Origin of the sequence: Bacillus sp. UNC438CL73TsuS30 (assembly GCF_000482325.1) — a bacterium.
Lineage (GTDB): Bacteria > Bacillota > Bacilli > Bacillales > Cytobacillaceae > Neobacillus.
Window position 1 is genome coordinate 39,971 of sequence record NZ_AXVA01000028.1, and the last position, 16,411, is coordinate 56,381.

At 39.0% G+C, this 16,411-nt stretch carries 16 protein-coding genes, 2 tRNA genes and 1 rRNA gene; 3 read left to right on the forward strand and 16 right to left on the reverse strand.

The window, feature by feature from the left end; translation table 11 throughout:
* Positions 1-371 precede the first annotated feature (371 nt).
* The 3 genes from M028_RS0111180 to groES form a co-directional block, all read right to left on the reverse strand.
* Positions 372-1,586, reverse strand: a complete 1,215-nt coding sequence (locus tag M028_RS0111180; RefSeq protein WP_026573989.1) for a Fic family protein — start codon at positions 1,584-1,586, stop codon at positions 372-374.
* 812 nt (positions 1,587-2,398) lie between these two features.
* On the reverse strand, positions 2,399-4,027 hold the full coding sequence (gene groL / locus M028_RS0111190) for a chaperonin GroEL (RefSeq protein WP_026573990.1): 1,629 nt from the start codon (positions 4,025-4,027) through the stop codon (positions 2,399-2,401).
* A gap of 51 nt (positions 4,028-4,078) precedes the next feature.
* Positions 4,079-4,366: a co-chaperone GroES gene (gene groES / locus M028_RS0111195; protein ID WP_026573991.1), complete on the reverse strand. Its 288-nt coding sequence runs from the start codon at positions 4,364-4,366 to the stop codon at positions 4,079-4,081.
* Between the two features lie 302 nt (positions 4,367-4,668).
* On the opposite strand from groES, the gene M028_RS0111200 reads away from it, so the two are divergent.
* Together M028_RS0111200 and M028_RS0111205 are read left to right on the forward strand one after the other, a co-directional pair.
* The gene (locus tag M028_RS0111200; protein ID WP_026573992.1) at positions 4,669-5,388 is read left to right on the forward strand and encodes a CPBP family intramembrane glutamic endopeptidase; all 720 of its coding nucleotides are present in this window, start codon (positions 4,669-4,671) and stop codon (positions 5,386-5,388) included.
* Positions 5,385-5,585 carry a YdiK family protein gene (locus tag M028_RS0111205; protein WP_026573993.1) on the forward strand — a complete coding sequence of 67 codons (201 nt, stop codon included), beginning with the start codon at positions 5,385-5,387 and terminating at the stop codon, positions 5,583-5,585. Before M028_RS0111200 ends, M028_RS0111205 begins: the two co-directional genes overlap by 4 nt.
* Positions 5,586-5,778: 193 nt before the next feature.
* Here the strand turns inward: M028_RS0111205 and M028_RS0111215 are convergent, their stop codons facing one another.
* From M028_RS0111215 to moaC, 6 genes are all read right to left on the reverse strand, one after another.
* Positions 5,779-7,299 (reverse strand): MDR family MFS transporter, encoded by a 1,521-nt coding sequence (locus M028_RS0111215; protein ID WP_026573994.1) that lies wholly within the window; start codon positions 7,297-7,299, stop codon positions 5,779-5,781.
* Positions 7,300-7,310: 11 nt separating this feature from the next.
* A complete protein-coding gene (locus tag M028_RS0111220; RefSeq protein WP_026573995.1) occupies positions 7,311-8,021 on the reverse strand; it encodes a hypothetical protein in 711 nt (236 codons plus the stop codon).
* A gap of 18 nt (positions 8,022-8,039) precedes the next feature.
* On the reverse strand, positions 8,040-8,756 hold the full coding sequence (locus tag M028_RS0111225; RefSeq protein ID WP_026573996.1) for a polymer-forming cytoskeletal protein: 717 nt from the start codon (positions 8,754-8,756) through the stop codon (positions 8,040-8,042).
* A gap of 12 nt (positions 8,757-8,768) precedes the next feature.
* Entirely contained in the window at positions 8,769-9,392 is a 624-nt protein-coding gene (locus tag M028_RS0111230) for a YhbD family protein (RefSeq protein WP_026573997.1), read from the reverse strand.
* 115 nt (positions 9,393-9,507) lie between these two features.
* Complete coding sequence (locus M028_RS0111235; protein ID WP_026573998.1) at positions 9,508-10,161, reverse strand: redox-sensing transcriptional repressor Rex; 654 nt, start codon at positions 10,159-10,161, stop codon at positions 9,508-9,510.
* 50 nt (positions 10,162-10,211) lie between these two features.
* Positions 10,212-10,700, reverse strand: coding sequence for a cyclic pyranopterin monophosphate synthase MoaC (moaC, locus tag M028_RS0111240; protein ID WP_026573999.1), 489 nt, complete (start codon positions 10,698-10,700; stop codon positions 10,212-10,214).
* A 190-nt stretch (positions 10,701-10,890) separates the two neighbouring features.
* On the opposite strand from moaC, the gene M028_RS0111245 reads away from it, so the two are divergent.
* Positions 10,891-12,816 (forward strand): ABC-F family ATP-binding cassette domain-containing protein, encoded by a 1,926-nt coding sequence (locus M028_RS0111245; protein WP_026574000.1) that lies wholly within the window; start codon positions 10,891-10,893, stop codon positions 12,814-12,816.
* 448 nt (positions 12,817-13,264) lie between these two features.
* Here M028_RS0111245 and tsaD read toward each other — a convergent pair whose 3' ends face one another.
* The 7 genes from tsaD to rrf all read right to left on the reverse strand — a co-directional run bounded on the left by tsaD (position 13,265) and on the right by rrf (position 16,406).
* Entirely contained in the window at positions 13,265-14,290 is a 1,026-nt protein-coding gene (tsaD, locus tag M028_RS0111250; RefSeq protein WP_026574001.1) for a tRNA (adenosine(37)-N6)-threonylcarbamoyltransferase complex transferase subunit TsaD, read from the reverse strand.
* Positions 14,287-14,736 carry a ribosomal protein S18-alanine N-acetyltransferase gene (gene rimI, locus M028_RS0111255; protein WP_026574002.1) on the reverse strand — a complete coding sequence of 150 codons (450 nt, stop codon included), beginning with the start codon at positions 14,734-14,736 and terminating at the stop codon, positions 14,287-14,289. The genes tsaD and rimI overlap by 4 nt, the downstream gene beginning before the upstream one ends.
* 6 nt (positions 14,737-14,742) lie before the next feature.
* Complete coding sequence (gene tsaB / locus M028_RS0111260; protein ID WP_026574003.1) at positions 14,743-15,456, reverse strand: tRNA (adenosine(37)-N6)-threonylcarbamoyltransferase complex dimerization subunit type 1 TsaB; 714 nt, start codon at positions 15,454-15,456, stop codon at positions 14,743-14,745.
* On the reverse strand, positions 15,453-15,908 hold the full coding sequence (gene tsaE / locus M028_RS0111265; protein ID WP_026574004.1) for a tRNA (adenosine(37)-N6)-threonylcarbamoyltransferase complex ATPase subunit type 1 TsaE: 456 nt from the start codon (positions 15,906-15,908) through the stop codon (positions 15,453-15,455). Before tsaE ends, tsaB begins: the two co-directional genes overlap by 4 nt.
* 165 nt (positions 15,909-16,073) lie before the next feature.
* Positions 16,074-16,147 (reverse strand) — tRNA-Asp (locus M028_RS0111270).
* Positions 16,148-16,150: 3 nt separating this feature from the next.
* Positions 16,151-16,224: transfer RNA gene (locus M028_RS0111275), tRNA-Met, on the reverse strand.
* A 65-nt stretch (positions 16,225-16,289) separates the two neighbouring features.
* Positions 16,290-16,406 (reverse strand): 5S ribosomal RNA (gene rrf, locus M028_RS0111280).
* Positions 16,407-16,411: the final 5 nt, after the last annotated feature.

The following is a 16,411-nucleotide window of genomic DNA, read 5'->3' on the forward strand; positions in this document are numbered from 1 at the left end:
CTTATTTGAAATGGAAACTAAAATATTTTGAAGGGATTTATTTAATCGCAGGGAGTTATTAATGTAGAATGAAAAAAAGGCCTCTCATCAATTTAGTAAACTAATGAAGGGCCTTCTCTTGTAGGGCGGGGTTTCTTTACACTCACTTGTCATTTGTAAAAGGAAGACAAAGAAACCTTTATTGACTTTAAAACCTTTCTATTAAGAGGTATTTTGAAAATGGAATCGAAGCTGCTAAGTGAACCATTCTCAACCAAAACAAAAAGGCAGCACTATTTTTTTTAGCGCTGCCTTCCTGCAATATAATAAGAAATTTTTTTGGTAAGGTAAAATTCATTTTGTAATATATTTATATTACACCACTCAATTAATTAATCAAAATACTTTTCGCTAATTGAATAAATTATTGGACGTTCTCCCCTTTGACTAATTACATCAAAGCTATCTAGTTCTTTTAAAACACTCCTAATAAACTGTGGGGATTTTTCAATAATTTCTGCCAATTCTCTTACAGTTAATCCTTTTTCATCAAGTGCAAAATAATAATTCTGTGCCAATATAAACATAACTTTTCTGCAACGTTCATCCAGTCGTTCGTCGCTATTAAGTCTTTCCCAAAGATCATCAAATAGATTTATTTTTTCTTTAACTTGTAAAATCATTTCTTCTTGAGTTTCCGAAATGATGGTTAAAAAGTTTTCAATAAAATTATTCATTTCACCTTTGTTAGCAAAGCTATTAGTTATTTCAAATGATTTTAAATATTGATTTCTAAAATTATTACACCCTCTTGATAAAGAAAGAGCAGTTAATTCACTGCACTCATTATTAAGGTATAAGCTACTTATAAATCTGGACGTTCTTCCATTGCCATCGTAAAAAGGATGTATATATCCAAAATAATAATGTCCAACAGCGATTTTTATCAGAGCAGTAAAATCTCCATCGTTCATAAAATTAATTAATTGTTCGATTGACTCAATTATTTTATCCTCGGGAGTAATTCCTCTATGAATTATTTTTCCGGAACCGCTTTTCTTATAAACGTAAGTCGCATCCACCCTAAACAATTTACCATCAGGAATCTCCTGTTTTTCTATTTCATCTTTTGTAATATCATCATAAATTTTTCTGACATCTTTAGGTTCATTTATTATTATCTTTTCATTACTAAGTAAATTAAAGTAAGTGGCAACCATGCTACTAAATCTAAGATCCGACTTTTTATCCAGACTCACTTCTCTAGCACTTCTAATGATTTCTTCTTTTGTACTTCTAACACCTTCTAAATCATTTGTGTTGTGAAGTTCATCGACCAACAATTCCATAATTAAATTATGTTTTGCAATATCCGGTAATGCTCTACTTAATTTCAATAATTGATTATCCTGTTTATAAATCTTAACAATAAGTTCAGTTATGTGTTGAGTAGGTATATAATACAGCGAAAAATGCTCAGGCTGATCCATTGGCTTAATTTTAAATGGAAATTTCACTAAGCTTTCATAACTCTGTCTTTCTTTAAAAAAATTATCAAATTCAGCACGATCTTTTTCTCTAAAAATTTTATATAAATGCCTAACCATGTTCCTTACCCTCCATTCCTGAAAGCTTTTTGTGTTAAATTATTATTTATTTTTACACATTATATTACAACTTAAACAATAATGTTATAAAAAACTAAAAAAATATAACATAAATTTATATTTAAAATTTTGTTAAGCACAAATAAACAGGATTTTGACCCTAAAAAAAGCAAAGCAGCCATATATTCTCCATGGGAAACATACAAGCCTTGGCAGCATGTCTAAATGTATCGACTAGTTATTTAATAGGAGAAGTAACATTAGGTAATGCAATAATGTATTTAAGGTTTATGAACCATTTAACGATTGAGGAATTAAGTAAAAAAAGTGGCATTTAGGAAGATAAACTATCTCATGCAGAAGAAGGTACATATTTTTTTGATAATACAGAATTTAATTTATTAGGTCGGACATATGAAATTCCTAGTTTCGATTTAGAAAAAATGACGGTATTGAATTGTATCCTGATTTTAAAAAAGAACATTATGGAACTATTATCCAAAGATCTTGTAGTGATCTGCATACTCTGCTAACCCAAAAAGAAGAAATCCATTGGAAAGAAAAATGTTGGAGCAGAGATTAAAGAAGTAAAGGAGCAACTTGGTCACGAAGATATAAAAACAACGATGACCATTTATACGCATGTTACCCAAGGCAAAAAAGAAAAGACCTCCCAACAGTTCAGCAAACTGATGAAAGGTCTTCTCGAATGATTGGCTTTTTAGTTTTGTCCAGTCTTCCGAGCAATCTCGCGGACAAAATTTGCCCGCTATAGGTTAGAACGTTGATATAACTGGGTTTTCAGACCCTAATTACATCATGCCGCCCATTCCACCCATGCCGCCCATATCAGGCATTGCAGGACCAGCTGGTTCTGGCTTGTCAGCAACAACTGCTTCAGTTGTTAAGAACATAGCCGCAACAGATGCTGCATTTTGAAGAGCAGAACGAGTTACTTTCGTTGGGTCAACGATACCGGCTTCGATCATGTTTACCCATTCGCCAGTAGCAGCATTGAAGCCTGTGCCAACTGCTTCACGCTTTAAGCGATCCACAATAACAGATCCTTCAAGACCCGCATTTTGAGCAATTGTGCGAACTGGCTCTTCCATCGCACGTAATACGATGTTGATACCTGTAGCGATATCGCCTTCTGCTTGGATTTCAGCTACTTTGCTGTATACATTTAGAAGGGCAACACCACCACCGGATACGATACCTTCTTCAACAGCTGCACGAGTAGCATTCAAAGCATCCTCGATACGAAGCTTACGCTCTTTTAATTCTGTTTCAGTTGCAGCACCAACTTTGATCACTGCTACACCGCCAGCTAATTTAGCTAAGCGCTCTTGTAATTTTTCACGGTCAAATTCAGAAGTAGTTTCTTCTAATTGTACACGGATTTGGTTCACACGAGCTTGGATTTCCTCAGTTGAACCGGCACCTTCAACGATTGTTGTGTTTTCTTTCGTTACAACAACCTTAGAAGCGCGTCCTAATGATGTAATAGTTGCAGTTTTAAGATCACGGCCAAGTTCTTCAGTGATCACTTCACCGCCAGTTAATGCTGCAATATCTTCAAGCATTGCTTTACGACGGTCACCAAAGCCAGGAGCCTTAACAGCAACTGCATTGAATGTTCCGCGAAGCTTGTTCACTACTAATGTAGATAATGCTTCACCTTCGATGTCTTCCGCAATCAATAATAATGGCTTACCTTGTTGAACAACTTGCTCAAGAACTGGTAAGATTTCTTGAATGCTGGAGATTTTCTTGTCAGTGATTAAGATATATGGATTTTCTAATACAGCTTCCATTTTATCGGTATTGGTTACCATGTAAGCTGAAACATATCCACGGTCAAATTGCATACCTTCCACAACATCTAACTCAGTTGTGAAGCCTTTTGATTCTTCAATAGTGATAACGCCGTCGTTACCAACGCGCTCCATTGCTTCAGCGATTAATTGACCTACTTCAGTATCATCGGAAGAAATAGCGGCTACTTGTGCGATAGACTCTTTGCCTTCGATTTGTTTTGAAATAGTCTTTAATTCAGTAACTGCCGCTGCAACTGCTTTTTCAATCCCTTTACGGATGCCCATTGGGTTAGCACCAGCCGTTACGTTCTTTAAGCCTTCACGAATCATCGCTTGAGCAAGAACTGTTGCAGTAGTTGTACCGTCACCGGCAACATCGTTAGTTTTGCTTGCTACTTCAGCAACAAGCTTTGCACCCATGTTTTCGAATGCATCTTCTAATTCGATTTCTTTAGCGATGGTTACACCGTCATTTGTGATTAAAGGAGAACCAAACTTTTTCTCAAGAACCACGTTGCGTCCTTTAGGTCCAAGAGTAACTTTTACTGCATTTGCAAGTGTATCTACACCACGTAGCATTGCGCGGCGCGCTTCTTCACTAAACATAATCTCTTTAGCCATTGTTCAAAAAACCTCCTCTGAATTTATAAAAACTATATTTTTTAATTTTCCTTATTCGCCGATAACAGCAAGGACATCGCTTTCACGTAGTAATAAATATTCTGTACCCTGGTATTTCACTTCTGTACCAGCATACTTTGAGAAGATAATACGATCGCCTACAGAAACTTCAAGTGCTACACGCTCGCCATTTTCAAGCACACGGCCAGTACCTACGGCAACAACTTTTCCTTCCTGAGGCTTTTCTTTAGCTGAGTCTGGTAAAACAATACCGCTTGCAGTTTTTTCTTCTGATTCAACAAGCTCAATGACAATGCGATCACCTAATGGTCTTAACAAATCAAACAACCTCCTCAAAAATATATGTAATTCTGACATTATTAGCACTCCTCATACATGAGTGCTAACACAATTATTATAATAATGAATTTGACAATCTTTTGCAAGTTTGATGTATATATTTTTTAATAAAAAAATATAAAAACGAAAGTATTTTTGTACAACCTTACAAGTATATGATACCAATGAAAATCTATACATTTCTTTTTAAAAAGTTTCTAAATTGAAACAAGACTGGTTTTAAGAGTAGAATGAAGAATACGCAGAAAATCTTTGAGTAGATGTTAAAAGGAGAGAATTAGTTGAAACGGGAATATTGGATAATCTTAATCGTTTATATTGCCATGCAATTTTCAAGTCTTGCAGGAGTCCCATTACTTATGTACGGCTTTAAATTATCCGGAATCAGCGGGAGGCTTGCAGTCCCAGTTTGGCTGGTGATCAGCTTTTCCTTAGCACTTATTATTACGCTTATTATTTTACGGAAAGAAATGCGGAACAATCGGAATGAAAGAGGAACCTCTTTGGGTCTTTCGATTATCTGGGCATTTTTTGGTGTCTTCTTAGCACTCTTTGCACAAGCGATCGCAGCAAATATCGAACGGTTGATTGGTATCGAAATGGGCTCAGAGAACACAAAAGATATTATCCATATTATTGAGGAGTTCCCGCTTGCCATCCTGGTCAGTTCTATTTTCGGACCGATTTTAGAAGAAATCGTTTTTCGAAAGATTCTTTTCGGCACGCTGCATAAACGTTTTAACTTTTTTATATCGGCCATCATTAGCTCGGTCATTTTTGCTTTAGCGCATATGGAACTGGAGCATATTCTCCTTTATTCCGCAATGGGCTTTACTTTCGCCTTTCTCTATGTAAGAACAAAACATATCTTAGTACCGATTTTTGCTCATGTGACAATGAATACAATGGTTGTCATTGTTCAATCCGCTTACAAAGACGATATTGAAAGATTAATCCGGGATGCAGAGTCGATGCAAAACTTTATCGGAGGATTTTTATGAGACGTTCACCCTTGTTTTCCAGCGTGATTTACTTCCTGCTCGGAAGTTTATTTACATATTTCGCCATTCATGATGTAAATCAAAATGGCTGGGGATTTTTTAGCTATCTGCTTGTCATATTAGCCACATTTGATTTCGGCTCCAGCCTTAAATTATTTTTCTTTTATATGAAGTATAAGGATCAGTTGAAAAAATAAAAAAGGTTGCCCCAAATTTTGTTTGGGACAACTTTTTTTAATAGAAAATAGACGTTTCTGTGGTGTAATAAACTAGTAATTTCGATAACGTTTTTCCGGCAGAAAATTTTTATCTGCGATAAAATGAACTTTATCTGCGATAAGCGCCATTTTATCTGCGTTCCTCTCCCCTTTATCTGCGTATCGATTTTTCTCAAATTTCTCTTTCAGCGTCAACTTCCTTTTTCAACACCATCTGTTCTTTCCCCATCGTAAAAATGAGAAGAAACGCTATTCCCGCCGGGACGAGAGCCCATGTAAAGGTTTGAACAATAGAACTTGAGAGGGCCTCAGTGATTTTTTCTAAAATTTGCGGCGGTATGTGACTTCGCGCTTGCTCTTGCAATAATGCACGTGAATCACCAAATCCGTCTTTTGGCATTGGACCCATTCCAGCAAAAGCATCTTCTAGATTTCCTTTAAAGCTATTCCGCTGAATCGAACCAAAAATCGTAATTCCAATCGTCATCCCCAAGGAGCGGATAAAGTTGCTTGTGGAGGTTGCAGAGCCCCTCTGCTGCATTCCAAACGGATGGATCGCCGCCATGCTTAACACGGAGAAAGAAAATCCCACTCCAAAACCAATGATAACCATATAAAGGGTAAGTACCCATCTGCTTGTATCAACAGTTAAGGTGCTTAATAATAAAATCCCTGCTATTAAAATCACACCAGATAAAAACATGATATTGCGATAGCTTAACTTCGTGGTTAAAAAACCACCGACTTGTGCCGTCACCACCGACCCAAGCATCATCGGCAAGAGGATTAACCCTGAATTGGTAGCACTTCCGCCATAAACGCCTTGGACAAAAATTGGTATATATACAGTTGCTGCCATAAACGAAGCTCCATAAAATAAACCAACTAGCGTACTGCCGGCAAAAAGGCGATGCCTAAACATCGTGAACGAAATAATTGGGTCCTTTGCCCTCGTCTCCACAAACAAAAAGATGAGAAACAGGACCGTAAATCCGATAAATAAACTTATTATCGTACCTGAATTCCAATCATATTTCTGTCCCCCAAGCTCAAGAGCAAACATTAAGCAGACAACGGCACCAATCAATGTAACAGCGCCCCACCAATCAATCGCCTGCTTTTGATGAATGGGAGATTCCTTATAGAAGGCAATGATAAAAATAAACGAGAGAATCCCAAGCGGCAAATTGATATAGAAAATCCAATGCCAGCTAATATGGTCGGTAATATACGCCCCTAACAGGGGTCCAAAAATACTGGAGAGACCAAAAACTGCTCCGAACAGTCCGCCCATTTTCCCGCGCCTTTCGGGAGGAAACAAGTCAAACATAATGGTAAACGCGATCGGTACAAGTGCACCGCCGCCGACTCCCTGAATCGCGCGATACACACTTAATTGGGTAATTGTTTCTGCTGTCCCACATAAAATCGAACCAGCCATAAACATAATCAACCCCATGATAAAAAACCTTTTCCGACCATACATGTCCGACAATTTACCGAATATCGGCATCCCTGCCATCTCCGCTACCATATAGGCGGATACCACCCATACAAAGTTCTCAAGCCCTCCGAGGTCGCCGACAATCGTTGGCATTGCCGTTACAACAATGGTATTATCCATTGATGCCATCAATATTCCGAGCAGCAGACCGGCTACCACAAATCCTAATTTATTATTTTTCGCTACCATCCCATTCTCCTTTAAATCTTCTTTGACGTTTTTACTGTTGCATTTGAATCTTGCATAAAATCATCTTTATACTCTACCAATCCGATTGTGCAGCCGGGCCCAATTTTAACCGTATTTCCTCTCACAATTTCCGCCTTCGTATTCTCTAAATAAAGGTCGTCTCCTTCAATCACCTTTGCTATAAGGCTACCTTCCTCACCTACAAAAGGTAAAAGAGAGTTTCTTTTTCTTTTTATCGTGATTTTCCCGCCGCCGATTTCCTCCGCACGGCTTTCCCCGAACCGTAAGGAAATTTTAATCGTATCAGCATTTAATAGCCCTTTGATTTCAAAGCCGCCACTTGAATCGAACGTTTCATATTCAACATCGCCCGCAACTGCAATACTGCCTTTAATATTGGCTATATCACCATTAAGATCTTCTCCAACCTCAAGTGTTCCCAAGATTTTTATTTTCTTCAAATAAGCTTTGCCGCCAATTTCCATTGTACCCATTACCAGCAAATCTTCTACCTCAGCATTCCCTTTTACCTCTGCCTCACCTAAAACCTTCATCGAACCTGTTTTGAGATTTTCCGCAACCTCTGTTGTTCCATAAACCTTAAACACGGAAGCTTCAACATCATCAACGATCGTACCCTCACCGCGGACACTGATTTTATCATATCGTCCGCCGGGATAGCTCCCGGAGCCATTAATAATGAGATTTTCTTTACTTTTCATCTCCCTTATCCCCCCTGATTACATTTTTTTGCTTTCGCCTACAACAGCACTTGGATCAATTGATAATTCATCTGTATATTCAACAACATCAATTTCACAATTTTGGCCAATGGTTACATGGTTTCCCCTCACTACCGCAGCCTTCGTATTTTCAAGGTGGATCGTATCGCCCTCAATGACTTCCACCCTTAATTGAGTTTGAAAAAGGGATTTAAATAACCCCAGCCAAGACGGCTTATATTTCACAACAATCGATTGCCCGCCAATTTCCTTCGCCTGGCATTCTCCAAAAATCTTAATATCCACTTCATCGGCATTTAACAGGCCGCCAATCGTAAACATGGATTCAGCCTTGAAAAGTTCTGCCTCACAATCCTCTCCCACTGTCAGCTTTCCTTTTACCTTTATTTCTTCTGCTTTGACTTTACCGCCAACAGAAGCTTTTCCTGAAACCTTGAGTTTTTCAACTAATAGGTTTTTTTCAATCTTTGCAGTGCCATCAATAGAAAGGTCTTTAGCCGCAACGGTTCCACCTATTTTGGCCATCCCATTAATTTTGGCAATTTCAGTATTGATGTTTCCTTTTACCGTCCCTGTTCCATTACATTCAAATCCCTTACATTCGACATCGCTGTTCACCGTTCCCTTTCCGTTGAGTGTTACCTGATGAAACTGACCGCCATTCGATGCCCCGAAGCCATTTATAACTAGGTCTCCCCTTTTTTGCATCTCCATTCCCATTCTCCTTTATAATAATTTCGATTTCATTTCTTCCATACAGGCCATTAGCGACAGCTGAGCAACAATTTTCATTCCTCGTTCAAAATGAAAGGACTCTGTATTGATTAACAAAAGACAGGAGGATACCCCCAGCTTTCTAGTAATCACCAGTTCGGCACTTTTTTGCTTGATCATTGTTGCTTGATCCTTTAATACCTGGAGTACCATTTTTCCTTCTTCGAGATTAATTTCACCTGATTGCAACAGCTTTTCTAACACAAACACTTCAAGCATTCTTGAAAAATTAAATTGTAAATTTCCATTTTCATTCTCTAAGTAAAAATTGATAACCGTTTCTGAAACAATGTTACGTTCCATTAAGTCAGCTTTTGTTAAATTTAGGTCAGATATATTAGGAGAAAACATATCGGCAAGTTCATCTAGTGATAGATTTTCTTTCATCGTTTGAATTTTATTGATTCGATCTAAGATTTTTTCTTTTGGAAAAAAGGTTTCCTGTCCGGTAAACGTTGATTTCCGGATAAACCAATCCTCCGGGATCAAGTCCTTCCGTTTCCACCTATACAACTGCCCATAGGAGATTCCTGCTAATTCCAGTAAATCCTTCTTCGATATTAACTCCTCGTTCATTGTAAAGACCCCTTCCTTATTACCAATGTAACATAACACTGTTATGTTGTAAAGGCGGCCATGTTTTATAAATAAAAAAACCTTCCCATTGTCATGGAAAGGTTGATTCTCAAATTTATTCTGCTATTTCCGTTGTTGGATAATGCTTTAAAAAGTAAACAAGTGATTGAAGCTCTACAGCAAGGTCGATGTGATGAACCCTGATGGAAGATGGTATATTTAATCGGGCAGGTGTGAAATTTAAGATTCCTTTCACCTCAGCACTCACAAGCCGGTCTGTAATGATCTGCGCCACTGGAGCGGGAACGGTTAGAATCGCAACCTGAACATTTTCCTCCGTAATATACTTCTCTAAATCATCCATATGATAGACCGGGACATCCCCGATGGTCGTACCCATTTTATTTGGGTCCACATCAAAAGCGCATGTAATTTTTGTATTATTATTTTTTAAAAAATTATAGTTTAAAAATGCTGTTCCAAGATTACCAACGCCGATTAATGCAACCTTTGTTAATTCATCCTGGTCCAATGTCTTTCGGAAAAAGGTTAGTAAATAATTCACATTGTAGCCATAACCTTTTTTCCCAAGGGCGCCAAAATAGGAAAAATCCCTGCGGATTGTTGCTGAATCCACTTTTACCGCTTCACTTAATTCTGCTGAGGAAACTCTCTGTTTCCCTGAAGCATACAGATTTTGAATAAATCGATAATATAAGGGTAGTCGCTTTGCTGTTGCTTGTGGAATTTTCATTGTTTCGTTTGTCATATTCCTCCTGCACCCCCGCATAAATAATTTCGTTCATATTTAAAAAAACATTAGTTCTTTCTTTTAAAATCGCCGTTTTTACCGCCGGTTTTTTCTACTAAATAAGTCGGTCCAATCACCATGCCCTTATCAATTGCCTTACACATATCATAGACGGTCAGCGCACAAGCAGATGCAGCTGTTAGCGCTTCCATTTCAACACCTGTATTCCCTTTTGTTTTAACGGATACGGCAATACCTAATTTAAACATCTCTTGCTGATCAGGTTCCCAGGAAAAAGAAATATTCACCCCTGTTAATGGAATCGGATGACACATCGGAATAATGTCCCATGTCTTTTTGGCCGCCATAATACCGGCAACCTGTGCTACTGCCAGGACATCTCCTTTTTTCATCTCATTGTGGGTAATTTTATCAAATATTTCTTTACTGACGGTAATACTGGAATGAGCTAATGCGGTGCGGGCAGTCTCCGGTTTATCACTAACGTCCACCATTTTTGCTCTGCCCTCTTCATTAAAGTGAGTAAATTCTGCCATATAAAAATTCCTCCTTTCAAATCATACACTATTTTTCAGTCTATGTGTGTGAAACTTTGAGCGAATCATTCCTATATTTTTAACATTTTCCCAACATTTTGGGCCAAAGCACCCCTTTACGGCCTGCGTTTTATTGCCGACACTCTAGGAATACGGTACACTATTTCTATGTAATAGAGGTGAAAAAACAATGATTTTATTGCAAGTGAATCAATTAGCAAAATATTATGGTGCTGACCTTATTTTATCGAATATAAAACTGGAATTACAAACACGGGACCGTGTTGCTTTAGTTGGACGAAACGGCGCGGGAAAGTCGACGTTGTTAAAAATTATCGCCGGGCACCTGTCACATGATGGCGGAGAAATCATCAAACCTAAAGAAGTGACCATTGGGTATCTAGCGCAAAATACGGGTTTAGAGTCTAATTTGTCCATTTGGGAAGAAATGCTGACTGTATTTGAACCATTGCGCGCGATGGAAAAAAGTTTAAGGCAGCTTGAAGAACAAATGGCAGACCCTGCTGCAATCGCAGATACAAGCAAGTATGAGCGGATTCTAAAAGACTACGACCAGCTTCAGGTAAAATTTAAGGAACAGGGAGGATACCAGTATGAGGCGGATATTCGCTCCGTGTTGCACGGGTTAAATTTCCCTGATTACTCCTTAATGATCGCCTCATTAAGCGGTGGTCAAAAAACCCGTTTGGCTTTAGGGAAATTGCTGCTGACCAAGCCGGATATTTTAATTTTAGACGAACCTACCAACCATCTAGATATCGATACCCTCTCCTGGCTGGAGCAATATTTGCAAGGCTACGATGGGGCAATTCTAATTGTATCCCATGACCGCTATTTTTTGGACAAGGTCGTGACACAGGTATACGAGGTTTCTCGAAAGCAAATCCAAAGATATACCGGCAATTATAGTTCTTACCTTGAACAAAAAGCGGCAAATTATGAACGTGACCTGAAGCTTTATGAAAAACAGCAGCAGGAAATTGCCAATTTACAAGATTTTATCCAGAAGAATTTAGCAAGGGCCTCGACAACGAAACGAGCCCAGAGCCGACGAAAAAAACTTGAAAAAATGGATGTAATCGACCGACCGCTAGGGGATGAAAAATCTGCTTCCTTCTCGTTTGAAATTGAGAAGCAAAGTGGAAATGATGTCCTAACCTTCGATTCATTGGCTGTTGGATATGACGGCGAAAGAATTTCAGAGGGAATTTCCTTCCGAGTATTTCGGGGCGAAAGCATTGCCCTGGTGGGCCCTAATGGAATTGGAAAATCGACGTTATTAAAAACACTCATTAAGAAACTTCCTGTATTAGCCGGAAATATCCTTTATGGAACAAATCTTTCAATTGGTTATTATGACCAAGAGCAAGCGGAATTAACCTCCAATAAGCGTGTTTTAAATGAACTGTGGGATGAGTATCCTCTAAAAAGCGAAAAGGAAATTCGCACAGTTTTGGGCAATTTCTTATTTTCCGGGGATGATGTTTTAAAAATTGTTTCTACCTTGAGCGGCGGCGAGAAAGCACGGCTTGCTCTTGCGAAATTAATGCTGGAAAAGGCTAATCTATTAATTTTGGACGAGCCTACCAACCACCTCGATTTGGATAGCAAGGAAGTTCTTGAGAATGCTTTAATCGATTATCCAGGCACAATTTTGTTTGTTTCCCATGACAGATATTTTATTAACCGTATTGCTACAAAGGTTGTCGAGCTAAGCCGTCATGGCAGTTTAGAGTATCTGGGAGATTATGATTATTATTTAGAGAAGAAACTGGAACAGGAAGAGATTGCGGCACTTGAGGCTGCGGCTTCGGCTGCGGCTAAAAAAGCCGGTCAGGAGGACGCTTCTGAGAAGAACAGTTATCAACAGGATAAAGAAAGTAAGAAGCTCGAGCGGCAGCGGAAACGCAAGTTAGAAGATATTGAGATGAAAATTGAAGGCCTCGAGGAACAAATTCAAAGTTATGAGGAGCAATTATGTGACCCGAATGTTTTCCAGGATCACGAAAGGGTGTTAGAAATTACCCAGTTGAATGAAAATGCAAAAGCGGAACTCGAACATTTACTGGAAGAGTGGGCAGAAATTGCCGAATAAAATGAGTTGGTCCTTCATCCGAGTGGTGAAGGACCTTTTTTTAAGTTTTTTCAGGGTTTTAGGCTTTTTAAAACAACTCCCCTGTCCCCTAGGCATTATTCCACAAAGCTCTAAACCATATTTCAGCATTTATCAACATATTATTCGACAATATCAATAGATATTCAAAATAAATCGACATTTTCCGGCAAAATCCTAAGAAACTGCGATAGTTTTTTACTCTTCAATTTAAAAAATGTTAATATGTCCACCTTTTCCACAGACTTATTCACATAATAAACAGTAACAACTTCACTGTTTTTCAACCTTTTCCACATTATCCACAGTAAACGTTCAAGTTATCCACATTATTAACACTTTACAGTGACTTATCCACTAAACCTCAATTGCCAGAAATGTCGAATAATATTTTTATCCACAAAAAAAGCTCTTCTTATAAACAGAAGAGCTAATCATTATATAATTCAATCTCCAATCCTGGAATTGCATTAAGCGAAAGTTCAGCACGAACGCCTTTATCAAACATAATACTTCCTGCCGCTGCAATCATCGCAGCATTATCTGTGCATAAAGATATTGGAGGGACAACCAATTCTATCTCTGGATAATGAGAGAATACCTTTTCCAAGGCGCTTCTGAGCCCCTTATTCGCTGCAACCCCGCCTGCTAATAATACCTGTTTCACGTTATATTCAGAAGCAGCCCTTTCCGTCTTCTTAACAAGCACATCAATCACGCTTTCTTGAAAACTGGCTGCAAGATCTTCCGGAGTTATGGTCTCACCACGCTGCTCGGCATTGTGGACAGTGTTAATAACTGCCGACTTTAATCCACTAAAACTAAAATCATAAGATCCTTCCTCTAACCAGGCACGCGGCAGATTAATGGTCGGGCTTCCTTCATGGGCTAGACGGTCGATATGCGGTCCCCCTGGATATGGAAGATTAAGTGTTCTTGCCACTTTGTCATAGGCTTCTCCTGCTGCGTCATCCCTTGTCTCACCAATGACTTCAAAATGGCCATGTTCCTTCATGTAAACAAGCTCTGTATGCCCGCCTGATACAACAAGGGCTAATAGTGGAAATTTCATTTCCGTTACCAAGCGGTTGGCATATATATGTCCGGCAATATGATGAACCGGTACAAGCGGAAGATTATGAGCAAAGGCAAGAGCCTTTGCTGCATTGACACCGATTAATAAAGCTCCCACCAACCCAGGGCCTTCAGTCACGGCAATGGCATCTATATTTTTAAAGGAAAGATTTGCTTGGTTTAATGCTTCTTCAAGAACAATGGTTATTTGCTCCACATGGTGTCTTGAGGCAATCTCCGGTACAACCCCGCCAAATCGTTTATGACTTTCTATTTGTGAGGCAACAATATTAGCCGCAATCTCCCTTCCGTTTTTTATGATTGCAACTGCCGTTTCATCACAACTTGTTTCAATTCCTAAAATCCATTGATCTTTTTTCATAAATTCACCCACATTACTAAAGCATCTTCCTGATTATCGGAATAATAATTTTTTCGGATTCCGCCATTTTGAAATCCAAACTTGCGGTAAAGGGATTGAGCAATCTGGTTAGTTACACGCACTTCCAGGGTCATACTTTTTGCCCCCATTTCTCTAGCCACAGACATCATTTTTTCCAGCAAGGCCTCTCCTAGCTTCTTGCCCCGATATCCCGGTAGAATGGCAATATTGGTTATATGGGCCTCGTCGATGACAATCCAAGCACCACAATAGCCGATAATTTTATCCTCTTCTTCAAGAACAATATAGACTGCAAATTTATTATTATTAAGTTCATTATAGAAGGCTTCACGGCTCCATGGAGTCGTAAATGAGGCATGCTCCACTTCTAAGATCTGATCAATATCCTCTTCCCTCATATATCGAAAAACAAAAGAATCTACCATATTTCTCTAATCCTGTCCTTTAAAAATTTTCCTATTTGCCTCTAACCACTTTGCTTCTGCTTCTGCTAAACGAATATAGTTCGGTACAAAAGAATGGATATCTTCCTCTGATTGAAATTGGCCTATTAAGGCAAGTTCAGATGGGCGCGGATTGTGTTCCGTTATTGCGGCAAATATAGCCTTAGTTCCTAGAATTTCTGCAATTTTCTCTTGGTGAATTGGCAGGTCATTGCCGACAAAGAGAACAGGCTTATCCGTTTTTATTAAGGAACGCGCCCAATCGTCTGACATGATTAACTGGTCCTGTTCAACCTGGACGAGCTCACCATTTTTATAATGATACAACCCTGTATAAACCTGTCCTCTTCTAGCATCAAATAAAGGAGAAACATAGCCATCAAAGTAGCGGCCGGTTCCAGAAGCTAAAACTTCTAGACTTGAAACACCCACAAGTGGAATTTTCAATGTCCACGCCAGTGTTTTAGCAATCGTTACTCCAATTCTAACACCCGTATAGGAACCTGGGCCTTTTGCCACGACTACCTTTGTTAAATCGGCAGGTACACGGTCACAATCCTGCATTAATGTCTGTATAGCAGGCATAATTCGGATGGAATGGTTTTTTTTCAAATTCGTTATATATTCGCCAAGTACTTGATTTTCTTCTAAAAGTGCTACACCAAGAGCATAATTAGAAGTATCAATTGCTAAGATCGTCATGAAAAAATCTCCTTACATAATTGCTCATATCGTTCCCCCTTCGGAACGAAAACCATTTTTCTTTTTTCTTGGCTCTCATGGTACAAGAAAATAGTCAATCGTTCTGATGGAAGCTGCTCTTCAATTAAATGAGCCCATTCCACTACTGTTACTCCATCGCCTTCAAAGTATTCATCGAAACCAAGATCTTCAAAGGTATCCCCCACCCTATACACATCCATATGATAGAGGGGCATTCTCCCCGCATATTCTTTTATGATTGTAAAGGTTGGACTGTTTACGGTCCGCTTAACCCCCAGACCCTGGGCTAATCCTTTTGTAAAAGTTGTTTTACCTGCGCCCAAATCTCCTTCAAGAGTAATAACATCTCCTGGCAGCAAATGTTCAGCCAATTTTGCCGCAAAGCTTAATGTTTGCGTTGAATCGTTTGTATTTAGTTCGTATTGCGTCATTCCATCACCTTTTTACATAAACATGTCATTATCTTCATTTTACCTTATTTATGTGCAAAAAAACCTTAGGATCTCTCCTAAGGATAAAAAATCTATAAGCTGTTCAAATGCCTTTAAATAAAAAAAGACGAAACTCGGTTTCGTTCTTTTAAAAGACAATATGTACGGTCTGGACGGGACTCGAACCCGCGACCTCCTGCGTGACAGGCAGGCATTCTAACCAACTGAACTACCAAACCAAATTGCGGAGGCAGGATTTGAACCTGCGACCTTCGGGTTATGAGCCCGACGAGCTACCAGACTGCTCCACCCCGCGACGATACTAATACCATACTATTATATGTTTAACATAATAAAGTATGCATGTTATTTAAAATAACAGCCCGGCAACGTCCTACTCTCACAGGGGGACAGCCCCCAACTACCATCGGCGCTGAGAAGCTTAACTTCCGTGTTCGGTATGGGAACGGGTGTGACCTTCTCGCCATTATTGCCAGACTATT

Coding starts and splice junctions, on each gene's coding strand:
- M028_RS0111205 (WP_026573993.1), top strand. CDS start 5,385: ATGAGACGTTCACCCTTGTTTTCCAGCGTGATTTACTTCCTGCTCGGA.
- M028_RS0111245 (WP_026574000.1), top strand. CDS start 10,891: ATGATTTTATTGCAAGTGAATCAATTAGCAAAATATTATGGTGCTGAC.
- rimI (WP_026574002.1), bottom strand. CDS start 14,736: ATGGTAGATTCTTTTGTTTTTCGATATATGAGGGAAGAGGATATTGAT.
- M028_RS0111230 (WP_026573997.1), bottom strand. CDS start 9,392: ATGAACGAGGAGTTAATATCGAAGAAGGATTTACTGGAATTAGCAGGA.
- M028_RS0111215 (WP_026573994.1), bottom strand. CDS start 7,299: ATGGTAGCGAAAAATAATAAATTAGGATTTGTGGTAGCCGGTCTGCTG.
- moaC (WP_026573999.1), bottom strand. CDS start 10,700: ATGGCAGAATTTACTCACTTTAATGAAGAGGGCAGAGCAAAAATGGTG.
- tsaD (WP_026574001.1), bottom strand. CDS start 14,290: ATGAAAAAAGATCAATGGATTTTAGGAATTGAAACAAGTTGTGATGAA.
- tsaB (WP_026574003.1), bottom strand. CDS start 15,456: ATGACGATCTTAGCAATTGATACTTCTAATTATGCTCTTGGTGTAGCA.
- M028_RS0111235 (WP_026573998.1), bottom strand. CDS start 10,161: ATGACAAACGAAACAATGAAAATTCCACAAGCAACAGCAAAGCGACTA.
- M028_RS0111180 (WP_026573989.1), bottom strand. CDS start 1,586: ATGGTTAGGCATTTATATAAAATTTTTAGAGAAAAAGATCGTGCTGAA.
- tsaE (WP_026574004.1), bottom strand. CDS start 15,908: ATGACGCAATACGAACTAAATACAAACGATTCAACGCAAACATTAAGC.
- groL (WP_026573990.1), bottom strand. CDS start 4,027: ATGGCTAAAGAGATTATGTTTAGTGAAGAAGCGCGCCGCGCAATGCTA.
- M028_RS0111225 (WP_026573996.1), bottom strand. CDS start 8,756: ATGGAGATGCAAAAAAGGGGAGACCTAGTTATAAATGGCTTCGGGGCA.
- M028_RS0111220 (WP_026573995.1), bottom strand. CDS start 8,021: ATGAAAAGTAAAGAAAATCTCATTATTAATGGCTCCGGGAGCTATCCC.